The organism is Thermostichus sp. OS-CIW-30 (genome assembly GCF_054060215.1).
In genome coordinates, this window is sequence record NZ_JBSSCZ010000016.1 from 1 (window position 1) to 18,502 (window position 18,502).

The 18,502-nt window shown below is 57.0% G+C and carries 16 protein-coding genes and 2 pseudogenes; 10 read left to right on the top strand and 8 right to left on the bottom strand.

The window, feature by feature from the left end:
* Nucleotides 1-15: 15 nt before the first annotated feature.
* Nucleotides 16-1,217 (top strand): annotated as a pseudogene (locus ACVWZF_RS08055) (RNA-guided endonuclease InsQ/TnpB family protein).
* Between the two features lie 106 nt (nt 1,218-1,323).
* Complete coding sequence (locus tag ACVWZF_RS08060) at nt 1,324-1,830, top strand: heavy metal-responsive transcriptional regulator (protein WP_049749565.1); 507 nt, start codon at nt 1,324-1,326, stop codon at nt 1,828-1,830.
* On the opposite strand, the gene glmS is transcribed toward ACVWZF_RS08060, so the two are convergent.
* The 8 genes from glmS to rplI form a co-directional block, all read right to left on the bottom strand.
* The gene (gene glmS / locus ACVWZF_RS08065) at nt 1,791-3,638 is read right to left on the bottom strand and encodes a glutamine--fructose-6-phosphate transaminase (isomerizing) (protein ID WP_011432719.1); all 1,848 of its coding nucleotides are present in this window, start codon (nt 3,636-3,638) and stop codon (nt 1,791-1,793) included. The genes ACVWZF_RS08060 and glmS overlap by 40 nt on opposite strands.
* A 176-nt stretch (nt 3,639-3,814) precedes the next feature.
* Nucleotides 3,815-5,038 (bottom strand): MlaD family protein, encoded by a 1,224-nt coding sequence (locus ACVWZF_RS08070; protein ID WP_011432718.1) that lies wholly within the window; start codon nt 5,036-5,038, stop codon nt 3,815-3,817.
* Nucleotides 5,038-5,844, bottom strand: a complete 807-nt coding sequence (locus ACVWZF_RS08075; protein WP_011432717.1) for an ABC transporter ATP-binding protein — start codon at nt 5,842-5,844, stop codon at nt 5,038-5,040. Before ACVWZF_RS08075 ends, ACVWZF_RS08070 begins: the two co-directional genes overlap by 1 nt.
* Before the next feature lie 204 nt (nt 5,845-6,048).
* Nucleotides 6,049-6,936: a TerC family protein gene (locus ACVWZF_RS08080; RefSeq protein ID WP_457411245.1), complete on the bottom strand. Its 888-nt coding sequence runs from the start codon at nt 6,934-6,936 to the stop codon at nt 6,049-6,051.
* Nucleotides 6,937-7,196: 260 nt separating this feature from the next.
* Nucleotides 7,197-8,030: a nickel pincer cofactor biosynthesis protein LarB gene (gene larB, locus ACVWZF_RS08085; protein WP_457411247.1), complete on the bottom strand. Its 834-nt coding sequence runs from the start codon at nt 8,028-8,030 to the stop codon at nt 7,197-7,199.
* 47 nt (nt 8,031-8,077) lie between these two features.
* The gene (locus ACVWZF_RS08090; RefSeq protein WP_457411248.1) at nt 8,078-8,974 is read right to left on the bottom strand and encodes a universal stress protein; all 897 of its coding nucleotides are present in this window, start codon (nt 8,972-8,974) and stop codon (nt 8,078-8,080) included.
* A 131-nt stretch (nt 8,975-9,105) separates the two neighbouring features.
* On the bottom strand, nt 9,106-10,881 hold the full coding sequence (gene dnaB, locus ACVWZF_RS08095) for a replicative DNA helicase (protein WP_011432712.1): 1,776 nt from the start codon (nt 10,879-10,881) through the stop codon (nt 9,106-9,108).
* Nucleotides 10,882-11,059: 178 nt separating this feature from the next.
* A complete protein-coding gene (gene rplI, locus ACVWZF_RS08100; protein ID WP_041436365.1) occupies nt 11,060-11,524 on the bottom strand; it encodes a 50S ribosomal protein L9 in 465 nt (154 codons plus the stop codon).
* 857 nt (nt 11,525-12,381) lie between these two features.
* Between rplI and pstS the strand changes: the two genes are divergently transcribed.
* The 8 genes and pseudogenes from pstS to ACVWZF_RS08140 form a co-directional block, all read left to right on the top strand.
* On the top strand, nt 12,382-13,458 hold the full coding sequence (gene pstS, locus ACVWZF_RS08105) for a phosphate ABC transporter substrate-binding protein PstS (protein ID WP_011432708.1): 1,077 nt from the start codon (nt 12,382-12,384) through the stop codon (nt 13,456-13,458).
* Nucleotides 13,459-13,491: 33 nt separating this feature from the next.
* Nucleotides 13,492-14,460, top strand: coding sequence for a phosphate ABC transporter permease subunit PstC (gene pstC, locus ACVWZF_RS08110; RefSeq protein ID WP_011432707.1), 969 nt, complete (start codon nt 13,492-13,494; stop codon nt 14,458-14,460).
* Between the two features lie 6 nt (nt 14,461-14,466).
* Nucleotides 14,467-15,357, top strand: a complete 891-nt coding sequence (gene pstA, locus ACVWZF_RS08115) for a phosphate ABC transporter permease PstA (protein ID WP_011432706.1) — start codon at nt 14,467-14,469, stop codon at nt 15,355-15,357.
* 82 nt (nt 15,358-15,439) lie between these two features.
* Nucleotides 15,440-16,267: a phosphate ABC transporter ATP-binding protein PstB gene (gene pstB / locus ACVWZF_RS08120; RefSeq protein WP_011432705.1), complete on the top strand. Its 828-nt coding sequence runs from the start codon at nt 15,440-15,442 to the stop codon at nt 16,265-16,267.
* A gap of 95 nt (nt 16,268-16,362) precedes the next feature.
* On the top strand, nt 16,363-17,190 hold the full coding sequence (locus ACVWZF_RS08125) for a TlyA family RNA methyltransferase (RefSeq protein ID WP_011432704.1): 828 nt from the start codon (nt 16,363-16,365) through the stop codon (nt 17,188-17,190).
* A gap of 43 nt (nt 17,191-17,233) precedes the next feature.
* The gene (locus ACVWZF_RS08130) at nt 17,234-17,659 is read left to right on the top strand and encodes a hypothetical protein (RefSeq protein WP_011432703.1); all 426 of its coding nucleotides are present in this window, start codon (nt 17,234-17,236) and stop codon (nt 17,657-17,659) included.
* A 354-nt stretch (nt 17,660-18,013) separates the two neighbouring features.
* On the top strand, nt 18,014-18,190 hold the full coding sequence (locus ACVWZF_RS08135; RefSeq protein ID WP_187147266.1) for a hypothetical protein: 177 nt from the start codon (nt 18,014-18,016) through the stop codon (nt 18,188-18,190).
* A gap of 112 nt (nt 18,191-18,302) precedes the next feature.
* A pseudogene (locus ACVWZF_RS08140) lies at nt 18,303-18,404 on the top strand (copper amine oxidase); the annotation flags it as partial.
* Nucleotides 18,405-18,502 lie beyond the last annotated feature (98 nt).

Sequence of the window (18,502 nt, forward strand, 5' to 3'; positions counted from 1 at the left end):
ATTACCCTTGCCTCAATGAGAACTGCTTACCAGTACCGTTTGCGACCTACGCCCAGCCAGATTGCTTTGATGAGCGAGTGGCTAGACTTGTTACGCAAGCAGTACAACTACCGCTTGGCAGAGCGCTTTGCGTGGTGGGAACACAATCGCTGTGATAGCAATGCTTGTCCCCTAGTCTGTCATTTGCCCCAGCTGAAAGACAAGCCCGATTTCTACTCCCAGAAACGGGACTTGGTGAAGACGAAAGCCCTGTTTCCGGAGTACAGAGCCATCCATTCGCAAGTCCTGCAAAACTGCATAGAGCGAGTGCACAAAGCATTCGACCGCTGGCTGAAGGGGGACGGTAACGGCAAGCGGGCAGGGAAACCCAGATTCAAGGGAGTTGGGCGGTATCGCTCCTTCAGTTTCCCCCCAATGCAACAGGACTGCATTTGCGGGCAGTTTATCCATCTGCCCAAAATCGGTGCTGTTCGGATAATTCAGCACCGTCCTTTGCCTGAGGGCTTTGTGATTAAGGCGGCTACCATCAGCCGCAAGGCAGACGGGTGGTATGTGACCTTGAGCCTGCAAGATTCGTCCGTCCCTGAGTTTACTCCTGAGTCTGCAACGCTGGAAAACACTACAGGGATCGACGTGGGACTGGACTCCTTTTTGGTGACCGACGCGGGGGAGTCTGTTCCAGTTCCCCAGTACTATCGCAAGGCAGAGCTCAGGCTCAAGAGGTTGCAGCGAGCCTTGTCTCGCGAGAAGAAGGGGTCAAACCGCCTATGGCTAGTGACTAGTGGATAGTGACCAGTGGATAGTGAATAGTGACTATCCACTAACCACTATCTCAGCGCAAAGATTTTCATGACAAAACAGCGAACTGGCTGGTAAGCAAAGGCAAGCATATTGGGTACGAAGCCCTGAATATCAAAGGTGTTGCTAGAACCCGACTAGCAAAATCTACCTATGATGCTGGGTGGGGACAATTTCTGCGAATTCTGGCAGTCAAGGCTGAAAGAGCTGGGCTGAGGGCGATTGCAGTGAATCCCAACGGCAGCAGTCAAAACTGCTCTCGGTGTGGTCAAAGAGTACCGAAAGCGATTCAAGACAGGTGGCATTCTTGTTCCCATTGTGGGCTAGAACTAGGGCGCGACCACCATGCGGCCATCCACATCAAGCACAGGGCGGTGGGGCATCCCGTTCTTTTCGCGTCAGCGGGACGTAGTCCTTAAAGCGCAGGAAATGTCCTTTTCGCGCTAGCGGCGCGGAGCGCTTTGCGTCAGCATGAGTGTGGGAGTATGTCACGCTGAAGAAATCTACAGGGATCCAGTTGGGGACATGTCGAATCCTGCTGCTGTCCAGGACTTGTCTGCCAGCCTGAAGATCGGCCAGGTGGCATTGGCAGCTGGCTTGTCCGTGCGCACGGTGCGTTACTACGAGTCGATTGGCCTGCTGAAGCCAACGGTGGAACGGGCGGAGTCCAGCTATCGATTGTTCGACCCTTCGGTTTTGGTTCGCCTGGCTTTTATCCGCCGCTGCCAGAGCCTGGGCCTGAGCTTAGAAGAAATCCGCCAAATCCTGGATGTCCACGACCGAGGGGAGCAGCCTTGTCCAGAAATTCGCCAGCATCTGCAAGGCAAGCTGCAGGAGATTGAACAGCGAATTGCCGATCTGCAAGCGCTGAAAAGCCAAATTCAAGGTCTCCTCTCCGATTGGCAAATCACCCCTGCGGCTGCTGATGAAAAAGAGGTGATCTGCCCGATTTTGCAAAAACCAGAGGCCAGGGGCGGCAAGGGCAACAGCCGTTACTCCACCGTTACCGACTTGGCCAAGTTGCGCGGCTGATCCACATCGGCTCCGCGGCGCAAAGCCATGGCGTAGGCGAACAACTGCAGGGGGATCACGTTCAGAACCGCCGACAACAGGGGTGTCGTGCTGGGCACCTCGATGATGTGGTCGGCTTTCTCCCGCACCTGGGTGTCTTCGGGGTTGATGAGGGCGATCACCCGTCCCCCCCGCGCCCGCACCTGTTCGATGTTGGAGAGCATTTTTTCGTAGACGGGATCCCGGGTGGCAATGCACACCACCGGCACCCGCTCGTCGATGAGGGCAATAGGGCCATGCTTCATCTCGCCTGCCGGGTAGCCTTCGGCGTGGATGTAGCTCACCTCTTTCATCTTCAAGGCTCCTTCCAAGGCAATCGGGGCGTTAACCCAGCGGCCCAGGTAGAGCATGTTGGCAACATGATGGTACTGCTCCGCCAGTTGGTCGTAGAGGGCGGCGTCCTTCAGCATCAGGCTGATCTTGCCCGGCAGCTCAATCAAGGCTTGCAGGTGGGCTTGGATCTGGGCCGGGCTGAGGATCCCTTTGGCTTGGGCCAGTTGCAGGGCCAGCAAATACCCCGCCACCAACATGCCAGTAAACACTTTGGTGGAAGCCACGGCAATCTCCGGCCCGGCATGGATGTAGAGGACTCCGGCATCCGCCAGACGGCTGGCCTGGGATCCGATGGCGTTGACAATCGCCAGAGTCGGGATCCCTTGGGTGCGGGCCTCGCTCATGGCTGCCAGCGTATCGACGGTTTCTCCCGACTGGGTTAAGGCCAGCAACAGGTGGTTGGGGCGCAACACCGGCTGGCGGTAGCGAAACTCAGAGGCGTAATCCACCTCTACAGGGGTACGGGCCAAGCTCTCGATGAAGTACTTGAGCACCCAGCAGGCGTGCCAGGCAGTACCACAGGCTACGGCGTGGATGTGCTCAATGTGGGCCAGTTGCGCTTCAGAAAGCGTTAGCCCCTCCAGTGTCACCCGGCCCTGTTCCAGATCCACCCGCCCCCGTAGCGTATCGGTGGTGGTGCGGGGCTGCTCAAAGATCTCCTTTTGCATGAAGTGCTTGTAGCCTCCCTTGGCGGCTGAGACGGGATCCCAGGCCACGGTGATGCTGGATTTGCGCAGCTCCTCGCCGGTAATGCGCAGGTAGCGCACTTGAGACTCCGTGAGAACCGCCATTTCCCCATCTTCTAAGAACACCACCTTGCGGGTATGGCGGACAATGGCAGGCAGATCGGAGGCCACGAAGTTTTCTCCTTCTCCCTCTCCCACCACCACGGCTCCGGCATTGCCCAAACGGGCTGCGATCAGCCGATCCGGCGCCTCCCGATCCAGAGCCACCACGGCGTTTCCCCCCCGCAGTTGCCCCATGACCTGGCCAAAGGCCGCCTCAAAGGAGCCCAGCTCTTCTGTATAGAGGCCGAGCAGTTGGGCGATCACTTCCGTATCGGTTTGGGAGCGAAATGGGATCCCCCGCTCCAGGAGACGCTCCTTTAGCTCCAGGTAGTTTTCCACAATGCCGTTTTGGATCACCACAATGCGCCCGCGCTCGTCGCAGTGGGGGTGAGCATTTTCTTCGGTCACGCCGCCGTGGGTGGCCCAGCGGGTATGTCCGATCCCTACCTTGGCCGTGGGCATGTTGGCCGTCAGCTTCACCAGCAGGTTGTGCAGCTTGCCGGTGGCGCGAACAATCCTCAATCCCTCTTCGGGATCCACCGTGGCGATGCCGGCAGAATCATAGCCCCGATACTCCAAGGTGCGCAGGCCCTCCAACAGGATGGGGGCAGCCCACTGAAAACCCACGTAGCCGACAATGCCACACATTCCTCACACCTCAACCTCAGTCGCGCCAGCGTTGCGTAGCAATACAGGCAACACCTTATCCGCAAAGCCTACCCCAGGTTGGGGATCCCTTCAACGGCTTTGGCCGCCGTTGTTACCTCAGCGGGTCATCTCAGGGATCCCAGACTCCCGCTAGAGAGAGGGGAAAGGCAGCCAACTTATGGGGAAGTCTGCGGCTGCCATCCTTGGGATCCAGAGACAATCCCCTGGGCAAAAGAGACGGGCGCAAAACGAAAGTGATACCCTTCGGCCACCGCGGGCTGGATCCCATCTTCCCCAGGGACGCTGGAGACCAAGTTGCTCAGCCCTAATACCAACTCTCGAATGCCGCGGCGAAACTGGGGATCCCCGGTCAGCTCGTCGATGTCGGCGGTAATTTTTTGCATATTCTGAAAGGTGATGCGGGCGGAATCGAGGGTTTGGCGCAGAGTAGCTAAAGTGCCCGGATCGTTGAGGCTGGCGGCAATCTGCTGCAGATCTTCGGTAGCTTGGGCCACGTTCTCCGCAGCCGCTCGCACCTCGGCCAGGATCTGGCGCACATCGGCCTGGAGTTGTGGATCGGTAACCAGCGGGCGCACCGCGCTCGACATGGCCTGTAGATCGGCGCTCACCTGCTGAATGTTCTCCAGGGCGGCGTTAAGGGAAGTGCGGTTTTGATCCACCAGGGCGGTGAATTGATCGGCAGCCGCTTGCAAACTGCGGGCAGTTCCCCTCACAGCTCCAGCCGCGTCTTGGATGGCTGTGGCAGCGGTCGTGAATTGCAACAAGTCCAGATCTTCGGTGCGCAGGGCAGCTACTCGCTCTTCCACGGTTTCTGAGAGATCGGCCACGCTATTGGCAACGCGGGTGAGCCCTTCTAGGGTGGCGTTAAGGGTATCGAAGAGCTCATCGTCGTTGATCCGTGTGAGCAACTGATCCAGCCGGATCAATAACTGGCCAAAATCCACTCCAGGTTTGCCCTCCACCACATCCCCATCGCAGATGATTTGACTGCTGTCGCAATCCGCTGCCAGAGGGGATCCCGTTGCCGCCTGACCCCTCCCCTGGGGCAGGATGTCCATCACCGTTTCCCCCACCAACCCCGTCTGTTTGGTAAGAAACAGGGAATCGCGGGGGATGACTAGGGGCTGATCAATGGTCACCTGTACTTCTACTTGGCTGGGTTGAGGCACAATCCGCTCCACTCGACCTATGGTTACCCCCCGCAGCCGCACGCTGGATCCCTCTGTCAGGCCGACCACGTTGGTATAGGTGACGGTAAATTGAAAGCCGCGACTGCCAAAGCGCAGGTTGTAGATCCACAAAAACAGGCCGGCAAAGCCCAGCGCCCCCGCCAGGATCAATAGGCCCACTGCCCCTTCTCGCACTGCTCGCGAACGCATCACACCTGCCCCGCCACTTGAATTGGCCCTTCTACGCTACCGCTGAAAAACTGCCGCACAAAGGGGTTATCGCACGTTTCAATCTGCTGCACGGATCCCTCCCACTGCACCCGCCCCTGAGCCAACAGGACAATGCGGTCGGTGGCGCGGTAAATGGTGCTGTGCTGGTGGGTCACCACAATGTAGCTCTCACAGGCTTTTTTCACCTGCTGCAGCTCCCGGATGAGATCTTCAATTACCGTGGAGGCAATGGGATCCAAGCCCGCTGTGGGCTCGTCGTACAGCAGCAATTGGGGCTCATCCTGGGGCAGAGAAGGATCCTCCATAATGGCGCGGGCGAAGCTGGCCCGTTTGCGCATCCCCCCCGAGAGTTCTTCTGGCAGGTTGTGCTCTTTGCCCGCCAGTCCCACCGCCTCCAGCTTGGCGGCCACCAATTCCCGAATGCGGGAGTGGGGCAACTGCGAGTGCTCGTAGAGCAAAAACCCCACGTTTTCTTCCACCGTCAGGGAGTCGAAGAGGGCGGCCTGCTGAAACACCATCCCTACCCGCAAAGGGGGAGTTGCATGATGGGCTTGAATCTCCGGGAGTGGGATCCCGCACCAGAGCACTTCTCCAGCGTCTGGCTCCGTTAGGCCGGCGATGATGCGCAGCAGCGTCGATTTCCCGGTGCCCGAAGGCCCCACCAGGCCCAGGGCCTCACCCCGGTACACCTTCAGATCCACGTGGTCAAGCACCACCGTCGAGCCGAAGCGCTTGGAAACTTGGCGCAGCTCCACCAAGGGGGCAGTGCTCTGCACTGCTGGCATGCTCAGAACCTCCGCCCTCGCCAAAGGCTGGAGCCTATTTTCCGCGGCCTGCTGCTCCTTTGGGCTGTCTATGCTGCTTCTGAAGCACTTGACCAATGATTTCAAGCAAAACTGGGGGCTCAGGATGCTTCCCTCCTTGAGTCGGCTTCACTGCTAGTTTAGGAGTCGGCAGGGGCCAAGGCAATGAAGCAGCCCACAGCCCTATCAAGGCAGATCAGGGATCCCTGGCGATAGGCCCAAGCCGTACCTCTCCTCTCCATTCTCTCTGCTCTGGGGCTCAGGGGCGAGGTCTTCCTCAAGGGCAGTCACCCAACCGGAGGGGACGATTTCCATCTCGTCTGTAACCCCTGCTCTTTTCTCTTCCCTCTTCTCTCCGTCAGCCAGCTCCGGCTGTTCATCCTGCTCCGAATTGAGTTTCACGCGCCGCGAGAAGCCCCAGACAAATAAGGGGATCACGGCCACCACCATCCCCCACTCTGGGATCTCGATTTGGGGGAAAAACACCTCCAACAACATGGTGCTCCCCACCAGGGCAATGATGGCAAAAGCGGCATCTTCCAGGTGAGAGAACTCATCCAACCAACGCAAAAACAGAGAAGCCATGTAGCGCATCAGGGTAATGCCGAGAATGCCGCCGAGGATAATGACCCAAGCCTTGCGGGAGACACCCACCGAAGCGGCGATGCTGTCGAAAGAAAAGACCAGATCCGTCAGTTCCACCATTACCAGGGTCTGCCAAAAGTTGGCGTGGCGGGTGATGTCCTGTTCTGGGCCTTCTTCCCCGCCCCGAAAATGCTGCCAGGCCAGCCAGAGCAGATAACAGGCCCCGAAAAACTGAGCGGGTGGATACTCCACCAACCAAACTGCCGCGAAGACAATGGCAATGCGAAAGCTGTAAGCGCCGATGATGCCCCAGCGCAAGGCCCGATTCTGCTGCTGGGGGGTGGGCAGATGCTTCACCAGAGCTGCTAGGGCAACGGCGTTGTCCGCAGAGAGGGCGGCCTCCAAAAACACCAAAGCCACTACCAAGAAAATATCTGTCCAGGTGAAGGACTGAGTCATCCCTTGCGCCAGGATCAAGGTCGCTCCCATCGCATCTGTTGCATTTTTGACAAGTGTTGCATCAATTAGCATATTCGCGCGTTTTGTCCGCCCCAGTCAGTCCAACACAGCAGTTAACCAGCGTAGGAACCCTCCCCATCTTCGGATAAAGGTACCCCAGAAAAAGGCATGAACCCAGTTAGGTGACCAGAGGCAACACCCTCAAACTCCCGAAGGATGGGAAAGAGAAAGTCCAAGCCTAAACTATGGCCTGAGTATAGCCTGTTTGGCTCAGGATCTATTTACAATTCTTAACCTTCCGAAATCTGTCGATTCCCTGTTGGATCTCCAGTGGGGCCGCATGAACTCAATCGAGCTGCCAGCCGTTGTCCGCAACGCAGGATCTGGCCTGCCAGAATCGCCGCCCCAAAACCGTTATCAATGTTCAGCACTCCCACCCCCGCTGCGCAGGAGTTGAGCATCGTGAGCAGGGCAGCCAAGCCCTGGAAGCTGGCCCCGTAGCCAATGCTGGTGGGCACAGCGATCACCGGACAATCCGCCAGACCCGCCACCACGCTGGCCAAGGCCCCCTCCATGCCCGCCACCACGATCAGCACGTCTGCTTGCAGGGCCGCCCGGTTGTGCAGCAGCCGATGGATCCCGGCCACCCCCACATCCCAGAGGCGCTTCACCTGAAATCCGGAAAGCTCCAGCGTGAGGGCGGCTTCTTCTGCCACCGGTAAGTCGGCAGTGCCGGCGGAGATCACGCTGACCTGTCCAGGATGGCTGACCACCTGCTGGGACGGGATCCAACACAAGCGGGCCAACTCGGAATACTGGGCCTGGGGCAAGCGGCTGCGGATCTCGGCATACACCTGGGCTTCGATGCGGGTGGCCAAGGCCAGGGATCCCCGCTGGTGGAGTTGCTCCAGGATTTGGGCGATCTGATCTGGGGTTTTGCCCGGCCCCCACACGGCTTCAGGAAAGCCCGTGCGCAAGGGACGGTGGTGATCTACATGGGCGAAGTCTCCCACCGGCTCAAAGGGCAGAAAGCGACAGGCTTGCAGGGCTTGCTCTGGGGTGAGCTCCCCTTGGGCCACCGCCCGAAACAGATTCTGCAGCGCTGTCGTGGAAGGGGGGTTCATGGAAGGTGAGTTCAATCTGCAACACTCGGCTTGGATCTTGCTTGGATCTATGGCGCTAAGGACCCGCGCGGGAAAAACAACACCGGATGCCAACTTTGCCGCAAGATTTCGCCGGTGAGGCTGCGAACCGACCACTCCCAAAAGCTGCCCACATGGGGGGAGGCAGTGGCAATGGCCGTCATGTCTTCATCGGCGGCGGTGGCCAGGATCTCTTTGAGAGGGGATCCCACCCGCACCAGGGTGCGCAGCTGTACGGGCTTCACCTGCTCGCTCAGGGGTTCAAGCACCTGGGCCAGGTCAGCCTCGGCTTTGCGTTGGAGCACCTCCACCGGAGTTCCTTGGTTGCGGCGGGCGCTGGGATCCACCACGTAGAGCAGGGTAAGCGTCTGGCACTGGGAAGTACCGGGCAGCAGGTGGCCGAGATGGTTCAGCAACTGCTGACGCGGCTGCTCAAAGTCAAAGGGCACCAAGAGGCAGCGAAACAGGTGGCGACTGCGCAGGCGCAGTTCCTCCAGGGTAAAGGTAGCCAGCAGCTGGGGGCGCATCACCAGTAGGGGGATTTTCAGCTTCGGCAACAGCGTCATGGTGGTGCTGCCGAACAATTTTTCGGCGAGCAGGTTGTGGGTACCCATGCCTGTAATCAGCAGATCGGAGCCATAGGTTTGGATGCCTTTTAGGATTAGATCGGCTGGCCTGCCCACCTGCACCAGAGCCTCGACTTCCAACCCTGCTGGGATCGGGTTCAGCAGCTTCTGCAACTGGGTCTGCTCTGCCTGGACTTCGGGGGTAATGTCGTCGGGAATGCCGATGTCGTCCTCTTGCCAATCTACGCTGCGGACGAAGGTGACGCGCTCGATGCCATTGCTGTGCAGATCTTCTAGACACTTGCCAAAACGCTGCAGGCCATCTCGGCGGTCGGTGGCAATTAACACGTTTTTAAACATATCGTTTTGAGCATTAGGAGAGAGGGTAGCCGGCTCAAGAGCAACGCTTTGGCCCGCAGCGATCCTAAGCTAACACCTTGCGGGGTTGTTCCCAAGGCAGCAGCTCCGGATCTCTCTTCGGCATCGGTTGCTCAGCGGTTGGGATCTGCCAGGTTGCGAAACTGGGTGTACTGGCTTTCGAACAGCAGGCGCACAGTGCCGGTGGGGCCGTTGCGATGTTTGGCGATAATGACTTCGGCAATGCCGCGATCGCTGGTGTTGGGATCGTAGTACTCCGGGCGATAGATCATCATCACCAGATCGGCATCCTGCTCGATGCTGTTGTGAACTAGCAGCCCGTTGGCCACAAAGTTGTGGTGGCGGGGCATCTCGATGTCGTAAACCGGCTGAGGCTCCCCCGGCTCGCTGATGAGCACCACCGGATCCCAGATCAGCCCCTCCTGCACTACCACCGCCACCTCTTCCTCCAATTGCAGCTCGTCGAGGGTTTTCCAGCCGTCTGGGGTCAAGAAGGGATGGTTGCCGGTGGCGCGAATGGAAAAGTTGAGGCGGGTCTTCAGAACACAGGTGGGCTGCCGACCACTGCAAAACACTTTCACAGGCTGTTGGGGCACCAAGCGCCCGCGCCCGTTCAAGCTGAGCAGGCGGGGCAGTTCCGCCGCAGCCGGCAGGGCCGCCAGTTGATCCAGCCGCCAGATCTTGCCGCGATCCGCATCCATCACCTGCGTATCCCCGGCCAGACAGCCCGATTCCCGCAGGTCTGCCAGTTGCGGGCGCTTATCGGAGCGAGACTCAACAGCTCGACTGAGCTGAGAAAGCACCAGCACCGGCACCATCAGCTCTTTGGCCATGGCCTTGAGGCCACGGGTAATGCGCGACAGCTCCTGCACCCGGTTGTCAGCAGCGGATCCCTGCATCAGTTGTAGGTAGTCGATCAACACCATCCCCAACGTTCCCCCCTGTTCCGCCTGCAAACGCCGCGCTTTGGAGCGAATTTCTGTAACGGTACAGTCGGGGGTATCGTCGATGAACAGGGGCAATTGCGATAAAAAACCAATGGCTTGTCCCAGGCGCTGCCACTCGTGTTCGCTGATGCGCCCAGAACGCAGACGGCTGCTGTCGATGCGGGCTTCGCTGGCCAAAAGCCGCTGCACCAGTTGCTCTCGTGACATTTCCAAGCTAAAGATGGCGACCGGCTGCTTGGCATAGGCAGCCACATTTTGGGCAATGTTGAGGGCAAGACTGGTTTTCCCCATCGAGGGACGACCGGCCAGAATCAGCAAATCGGATCGCTGCAAGCCCTGGGTCAGGTTATCCAGGTCGATGAATTTGGTCGGGATCCCCGGAAGCTGTGCCCCGCTTTGGAACTTCTCTTCCAAGTCCGAGAAGATATTGACCAAAACCTCAGAAGCCGGGATGAGGCTACGCTGCACTCGCTCTTGGGTGAGGCCAAACACCTGCTGCTCGGCTTGATCCATCACCTGAGACAGGGGCTGACTGGTGTCGTAGGCCAAACGAGCCAAGGTATTGCTCACCTGGATCAACTGGCGGCGCATGTATTTATCCATCACCAGGCGAGCATACTGGTCGATGTTGACGCTGCTGACGGTTTGCTCCAGCAGACGACGGATCGCCCCTGTTCCTCCCACCCGCTCCAGAAGATGATGATCCGCCAACCAGGCAGACACAGTCATCAGGTCAGTGGGTTGGCCTTGGCTGTGCAGTTGGAGAGCAGCCCGGTAAATCTCTTGGTGGGCAGAGATATAGAACATCTCTGGACGCAGAAACTCCGCGACCCGCACCAACGCATCCGGATCGAGGAGAATGCCCCCCAGGATTTCCTCCTCGGCTTCAATGTTTTGAGGAGGAAGCCGATCCCCACCCGTTAAGTCGTAATCGCTGATCACCACAAGCCAGGATAGGAAAATCAACCCAGCCCTAGGGCAACCGGCCTCTCAGCCAGTCAGCTCCAATCGTCAGGCGGGTCAAGCTCTAGGCTGAGCATACCCGCTTGTTGCCTAAGGCAAAAACCCTACTCACCCCGGGATCCCTCACGGGAACTCAGGGATCCTCGAAGGTGAGTCCTCATTCGGGAGTAACCTGAATGCGCAGCGTAGCGGTAACTTCGGGGTGTAACTTTACCTGCACGGGATAAACCCCGGTTTTTTTGATTTCCTCGTTGAGGAGAATGTTGCGGCGGTCGATATCTAGACCGCTGGTAGCCAGCACCACCTCGGCAATATCGCTGGTGGTCACCTGCCCAAATAGGAGGTCGTGTTCTCCCACTTTCTTACGGATGACAAAGCGACCGATGGTCTCCAGAGCAGTCTTGTAGTTTTCCGCCTGTTGTCTTTCTGCCAGTTTACGAGCTGCCTCCTGCTCCAGACGCACCTGCTGCTCTTTCAATATGCCAGGGGTAACCCGCACCGCCATCTGCCGTGGGAAGAGGTAGTTGCGAGCATATCCGGGCTTGACGTTGACAATCTCTCCGGGCTTGCCCAGCCCTGGGATCGCCTGGCGCAGCACAACCTGCATGTTACGTTTCGACATTGGGAAGACACTTCTTTTCTCGACAGCCCTCCATTCTAGAGGCTCAGTAGAGCCATTGTCAGCTTATGGTCATTTCGATTCAAACCAGGACACTGCACCCCCACCTAGAACGTTGGTCGCGCCGTCGCGTCAGCGTTACGGAGCAATAATGTACGGGGGAAGAAGGCTTTTCTCAATAGCCCAGGCGTCTCACCCTAGCCTGAAACGACTATAAACTCCAAAGCAAGCTGCCCCCTACGCCTCAGCCCTTTGGCATGAGGGATCCCTTCTCGGAGCTCATTGCCGATGAAGCTCTCTTGCCAAAGCAAGCTGCCCCCTACGCCTCAGCCCTTTGGCATGAGGGATCCCTTCTCGGAGCTCATTGCCGATGAAGCTCTCTTGCCGCTCGCAACCCCGGTAGGAAGACAAGAAGCCACCTTGTTTCTAAACCAAAAATGCGGAAGGTTATTTGTTTCAGGAAATACTTAGCAGAGGGTATAGAGTGGCTGACACCAAAGGGGATCCCTTGAGGGGTTTGCAACATTTGGCGGATATCCCCAAGGATAACCTGGGCTTAACCTCGATTTAACCAAAAACAACTGACCTTTACGTTATAGTAGCTGGACGAATTGGTGAAGTCTTCGATGGAGCGTTCCGTGGGAAACCTTGCGTGCTCGGAGGGAGCCTTGGGGCGCTGCGATCGGTTGAAGGCTTGTTGAGGATCGCAGGGTTAGCTTGAGGGTTGCCTCCAAGCTTCCAGGCGGTAGTGGCATACCCAGCCCGACGAGTTTTGATTGGGTTGGGTAAGGTTCTCGAGTGAAGTAGCCTTTTTTAGATCTGGGCTAGGATTTTATCTTCATCTGGGAGAGGAGATCTGTATGGTGACGTTGCACCCCTTGGAGCGTCGTTCTTTCCTGAAGTTTCTATCTGCCACTGTTGCCGGCTTTGCGGCCAGTCAGACGAATTGGCAGCGGGTGTTTGCTCGGCAGACCATCACCATCAATGGCGCTGGGGCGACCTTCCCGGCCCCCATCTATCAAACTTGGGCCCAAGAGTTTGGCAAGAAAAACCCTAACATCCAGGTCAACTATCAGTCTGTAGGAAGCGGTGCGGGTCGTCGGCAGTTTGTAGCCCGCACGGTCGATTTCGGTGCCAGTGACAGCGTGCCCCGTCCTGAAGAGATCAACCAAATTGAGAATGAGGCTAACCCTCCCAAAGGGATGGTTTCTGTACCCATGGTGGGCGGAGCGTTAGTTGCAGCGTACAACATTCCTGGGGTGGGCCCCGAAATCCGCCTTTCCCGCCTGGCACTGGCGAATATCTTCCTGGGCAAGATCAAGAACTGGAACGATCCCCTGCTGGCTGGCCTTAACCCACAGGTGACTTTCCCGAATTTGCCGATTACCGTCGTGCATCGCTCTGATGGAAGTGGTACCACCGATATCTTCACCACTCACCTCAACGCTATTAGCCCAGAGTGGAAGCAAAAGGTGGGTCGCGGCTCTTCGGTAAACTGGCCAACCGGCGTAGGGGCGCGTGGGAACGAAGGGGTTTCCGAGCAGATCAAGCAAATTCCTGGCTCGATTGGCTACGTGGAATTCGGCTTTGCCAAGCTCAACAACCTGAACATTGCCCGTCTGGAAAACCGGGCAGGCAAGTTTGTAACTCCCAACGTCGAGACGGAGAAAGCGGCGCTGGCCAGAATTCAGCTCGACGAGCGTTTGCTGGGGGTCGATCCGGATCCTAGTGGGGAAGACTCTTACCCTATTGCAGGCTACACCTGGATCCTTGCCTACAAGGTTTACCCCAAAGCCGAGACTTCCAAGGCCGTTAGAGAGTTTCTCCGCTACGGCCTCACTGAGGGGCAGGCTTTCGCTGAGCAGTTGGGATATGTCCCTCTGCCGGAAGAAACGCGGCAAAAAGCTCTGGCTGCGCTGGAAGGCATTACCCCGTAAAAACTCTTACCAACCACTTCTGGCTTCAGGCGGATGAATACCTTTTTTTCTGACAGCAGTTCTATGTTTCGGCCTCGGCCGGTTTTCCAGCGCCGGCGCGACCAGGTTTTTATCTGGGCTACGCGGATTGCCGTGTTTTTCTCGGCCTTCCTGCTGCTCTGGATTGCTCTGGAGATCGGCATTCAGTCTTTACCTGCTATAGACAGGTTTGGACTAAGCTTTTTCTGGAACACCACCTGGGATCCGGTCGAGGATATCTATGGGGCCTGGCCACAGATCTACGGCACGCTAGTGACTTCTCTCATCGCTCTGATTGTGGGGGTTCCTTTTAGCTTTGGCATCTCTATTTTTCTGAGCGAGGATTTTCTTCCGAAGTCCTTGCGTCTGGCTCTGATCATTGTGGTTGAGCTGTTGGCGGCTATTCCCAGTGTGGTGTTCGGCATTTGGGGATTGTTTGTCTTCATCCCCTTCTTCCGCCCCGTTCAGATGTTCCTGTACGAGAACTTCAATTGGCTTCCCATTTTCGGCACACCACCGATTGGGCCGGGGATGCTGACGGCAGGGGTTGTCTTGGGGATCATGATCATCCCCATCATCACGGCCATCGCCAGAGAGGTTTTGGTGGCTGTTCCTCCTGAGCTGCGCGCGGCTGCCTATGCGATGGGGGCTACGCGATGGGAAGCCATTTTTGGAGTGGTACTACCGGCTGCGATTGGGGGTATGTTGGGGGCTGTGGTGCTGGGTTTGGGACGCGCCCTGGGCGAGACCATGGCGGTGGCAATGCTGATTGGCAATGCGCGGGGGATTAGAGTCTCGCTTTTGGCCCCTGCCAGCAACATCCCTGCATTGCTGGCCAGCGAGTTTGCAGAAGCAGCCGACGAGCAGATCTCGGCTCTGATGTATGCGGCTTTGATCTTGCTGGTCATTACGCTGGTGGTCAACATCATCGCTGAGCTATTGGTTCGGCGCGTCAAGTTTGCTTTGACAGCTTCTCGGGAGTAGAGGAACATGGCGACACAAGTGGCAGCACAGGCCAATTTGTTCAAACGCAAAGTCAGATCCAAGCGCGTCGTGCTGGACTGGGTGATGACAGGCCTGATCTTTGCTTCCAGCATTTTTGCGATTGTTGTGCTCGCTTCCATCCTTTACTATGTTTTCGTCAATGGCATTGAGCGCTTCAATTGGCAGACCTTAACCCAGCTTCCTCCTCCTCCTGGCGATCAGGTAGGCGGCTTTGGCAACGCTGTGCTGGGAACGATCATTGTGGTATCGATTGCCATTACAATCACTTTCCCTATTGGTCTATTTGCTGCGATCTATCTCTCGGAGTTCGGCCAGAACAGTTCTACAGCATCATCTCTGCGTTTCATTATCAAAGTGCTGACGGGGGTTCCTTCCATCATCGCTGGCGTGTTCGCCTATGGGGTGCTGGTGCTTTCCACCAAGACCTTTTCTGCCCTTTCTGGCGGAGTAGCTCTATCGGTATTGACTTTGCCGATCATCATCCTCTCCTGCGAGGAGGCTCTGCGCTTGGTGCCGGCGGACACTCGGGCTGCCGCCTACGCCTTGGGAGCTTCGCGGGTGCAGACTGTGTTTCGGGTCGTTTTGCCAGCTGCTTTGCCGGTCGTTCTGACGGGAGTGACCTTGGCCATTGCCCGAGCAGCTGGGGAGACTGCACCTCTAATTTTTACTGCTCTGTTCAGCTTTCTATGGCCTGATGGTCTGCTGAAGCCAGTAGCCTCGTTGGCGGTGCTGATCTACAACTTTGCCATTGTTCCCTTCGAGAACCAGCAGAAAATTGCTTGGGGAGGAGCCTTGGCTTTGGTGATTCTGGTTTTGATCACCACGATCAGTTTCCGGCTGCTGCTGAGTCGTCGTCAGGAAACCATTACTATCTGATCTGGTTCTTCTGAGATTTTTGCCTCACTATTCTTCGATTTTGAGTTTGGGTTCTGAAGCAACGTCTACCTCTGGTATTCCTATGCGCCCTCCATTTCCCGGCACTCCTGATTCCTCTAAGAAGTCTGCCAACTTAACTGTTAAGCTGGAAACGCAAGCAGTCAGTGTTTACTACGGCTCTCATTTGGCGGTGAAGCAGGTTTCTCTGAAGATTCCCAAGAATCACATCACTGCTTTTATTGGCCCTTCCGGCTGCGGCAAGAGTACTTTGCTGCGCTGCTTTAACCGCATGAACGATCTGATCCCGGGGGCGAGAGTAGAGGGATCCGTAATTTTTCACGGGAAAAACATCTACGATCCCGATGTAGATCCTGCTGAAGTGCGGCGGCGAGTTGGCCTGGTGTTCCAAAAGCCCAACCCCTTCCCGAAGTCCATCTACGACAACATTGCCTTTGGGCCACGGGTCAACGGCTACCAAGGAGACTTGGATGAGCTGGTAGAGCGCGCATTGCGTCAGGCCGTCCTCTGGGACGAGGTGAAAGACAAGTTGAAGACGAGCGGCCTCTCCCTTTCGGGGGGACAGCAGCAGCGCCTCTGCATTGCCCGCACCTTGGCCATCCAACCAGAGGTGATCCTGATGGACGAGCCCTGTGCCTCGTTGGATCCAATCTCCACGTTGCGCATTGAGGAGTTGCTCAAGGAACTGGGCCGTCGCTACACGATCATTATCGTTACCCACAACATGCAGCAGGCAGCGCGGGTCTCCGACTTTACCGCCTTCTTCAACACTGAAGTCGACGAAGAGGGGTTTCGCTACGGACGGCTAGTGGAGTTTAACCGCACTGAGAAAATCTTTAACTCTCCCGCCCATCGGGAAACGGAAGAGTACGTGAGCGGACGGTTCGGCTAATCTGCTGTTGGCGATCCCTCAATTCTGGTCAGTTGGGATCCCGCTCGCCTATTCTAATGGGCGGGAAGATCTATGCAAGGTGAGGCACCGGCGAGATGGCCAAGCGGGTGCGTCTGGATAGCTGGTTGGTGGAGCGCGGATATTTTTCCTCACGCCAGCAAGCGCAACGCTCCATTTTGGCAGGAGAAGTCTTTCTAAATGGGGTGCGGGCGGAAAAGCCTGGAACCTGGGTGAGCGGGGATCCAGCGGTGCAAGTCCAGTCTGGGCCTGCTTTTGTCTCACGGGGGGGAGAAAAGCTACAGGGGGCGCTGCAAACTTTTCCTGTTCAGGTGCAGGGTCGTATTTGTTTGGATGCGGGCATTTCCACAGGAGGTTTTACAGACTGCTTGTTGAAACGGGGAGCCCAGCGGGTCTACGGAGTGGATGTGGGCTATGGGCAACTGGCCTGGTCTTTGCGAACGGATGCGCGGGTGATCCTAAAGGAGCGGGCCAACTTGCGCCATCTGCAGCCGGAGGATCTGTACGGAAGCGAGGCACCTCCCCAGAGCTGGCCGGATTTGGCGGTGGTAGACCTGTCTTTTATTTCCCTGACTAAGGTGCTAGCTCCGCTGTGGAACCTGTTGCGTTTCCCACGGGAGGCGCTGTTGCTGGTGAAGCCCCAGTTTGAGGCGGGCCGAGACCAGGTGGGTAAAAAGGGGGTGGTACGGGATCCGGTTGTCCATGCCCGCGTGCTGGAGACGGTGATGCGCTCGGCCGTGGCCCAGGGCTGGCAGGTGCAAGGCTACACGTGGTCGCCCATCACTGGCCCTGCCGGCAATATCGAGTATTGGCTCTGGCTGGCTGAAGGAGAAGGGATCCCTCTCCCCAGCGGCAGTGCGCTACAACAGATGAGCGAGCAGGCGAGAGCGACTTTACATGCATAGATCGTCGATTTTGTCAATAAGCTAATGTGCTGGGTTGGGGGAGATGAGCCAAAAAATTGAAGAATTGTTTCAGGAAGGGATTCGGCGCTATGAATCCGGGGAAGCAGCCAAGACGTTAATTCCCTCTTTTGAGTCGATCTGTAAGGGATCCCCAAAGGCGGCGGCGGCTTGGACGTGCTTGTCCTGGCTCTACCTTCTGGAGGGGCAGGCGGAAAAAGCTCTGAAGGCCGCCCAGACTGCTGTGAAGTTGGATCCGGTGGATGCCCAGCCCCGTGTGAATCTGACCCTAGCCATGCTGGAGCTGAAAAAAACCGGGGTACGCCAGCAGGTGGAGGCCATTAAGCAAATCTTGGCACGGGATCCCGAGCAGATTGAGGGTGTCAAATCCAACCTGCAAGAGGGAGGGAACCGCCGTCCTGCTTGGCCCCACTTGAGCAAGATTTACAACTGGCTCTTTGAAGAAGATTAAGTGACCCTATTCCTGGTTTTGCAACAAGACTTTAGGAAAATCTAGAGCTTTTTATTTTAATCTACAACTCTTAGCGATGTTCTCATGGAGTTGGTGCTAAACTTCTTGTACCCAATAGCAATATGGGATCCATTTATCGATAGAGGTTAGCTCTCGTCGCTTCTCTTCCCCGGCCTCAGTTGATTGATGAGATTGAACTCCGGGCTGGCGCGAGATGCTTAGCTCGGCGGTGGCTGCACTTCATTATATTGCAGTGGTGTTGCACTGCCGCCGCTTCCACAGCCACTGAATCGAGTCCCGTTTTCCAACCTCACTTTTTTGACCCCTTTGACTGCAGATGGGAGGAACTTTAAGATGAACTGTCAGACCGTTTGGGTTAAGAGCGATACCCGAAACCACCAAGGCTATTTCATTCCCCAGTGTGAGTATACTTTGGTCGAGGCCGACCAAAACGGCTGGGCGCTGATCTGTGCGGACAATGCCCGCTGCTATTATGTGGATCCCGAACAACTCTGGTTTGAGGCGGGATGAGAACTGTTGCTGCCTATTCAGGGCTGCTTGACTTCGAGGGAGTTCTGTAGAAACGCGGGCTCCCCATCATACATCCTCCCCATGCCGTTGGGCAGGGGTTTTTTCATGGGATGAGGATTGGCCCGTCATGCCTGTACACAGAACGGGCTTTAGGCTGGTACCTTGGGGCTTCTTCGACCGCAACCCGACAATCAATCTAGCGGAGCCGGCCTAATACTCGACTGGAATCTGGTTCAAGTTCAACTTTCAATACAACTTTTTTCAATACAACTTTCAATACAGAGGGTCTGGTCTGTCCCAGGCCCTTTTTGA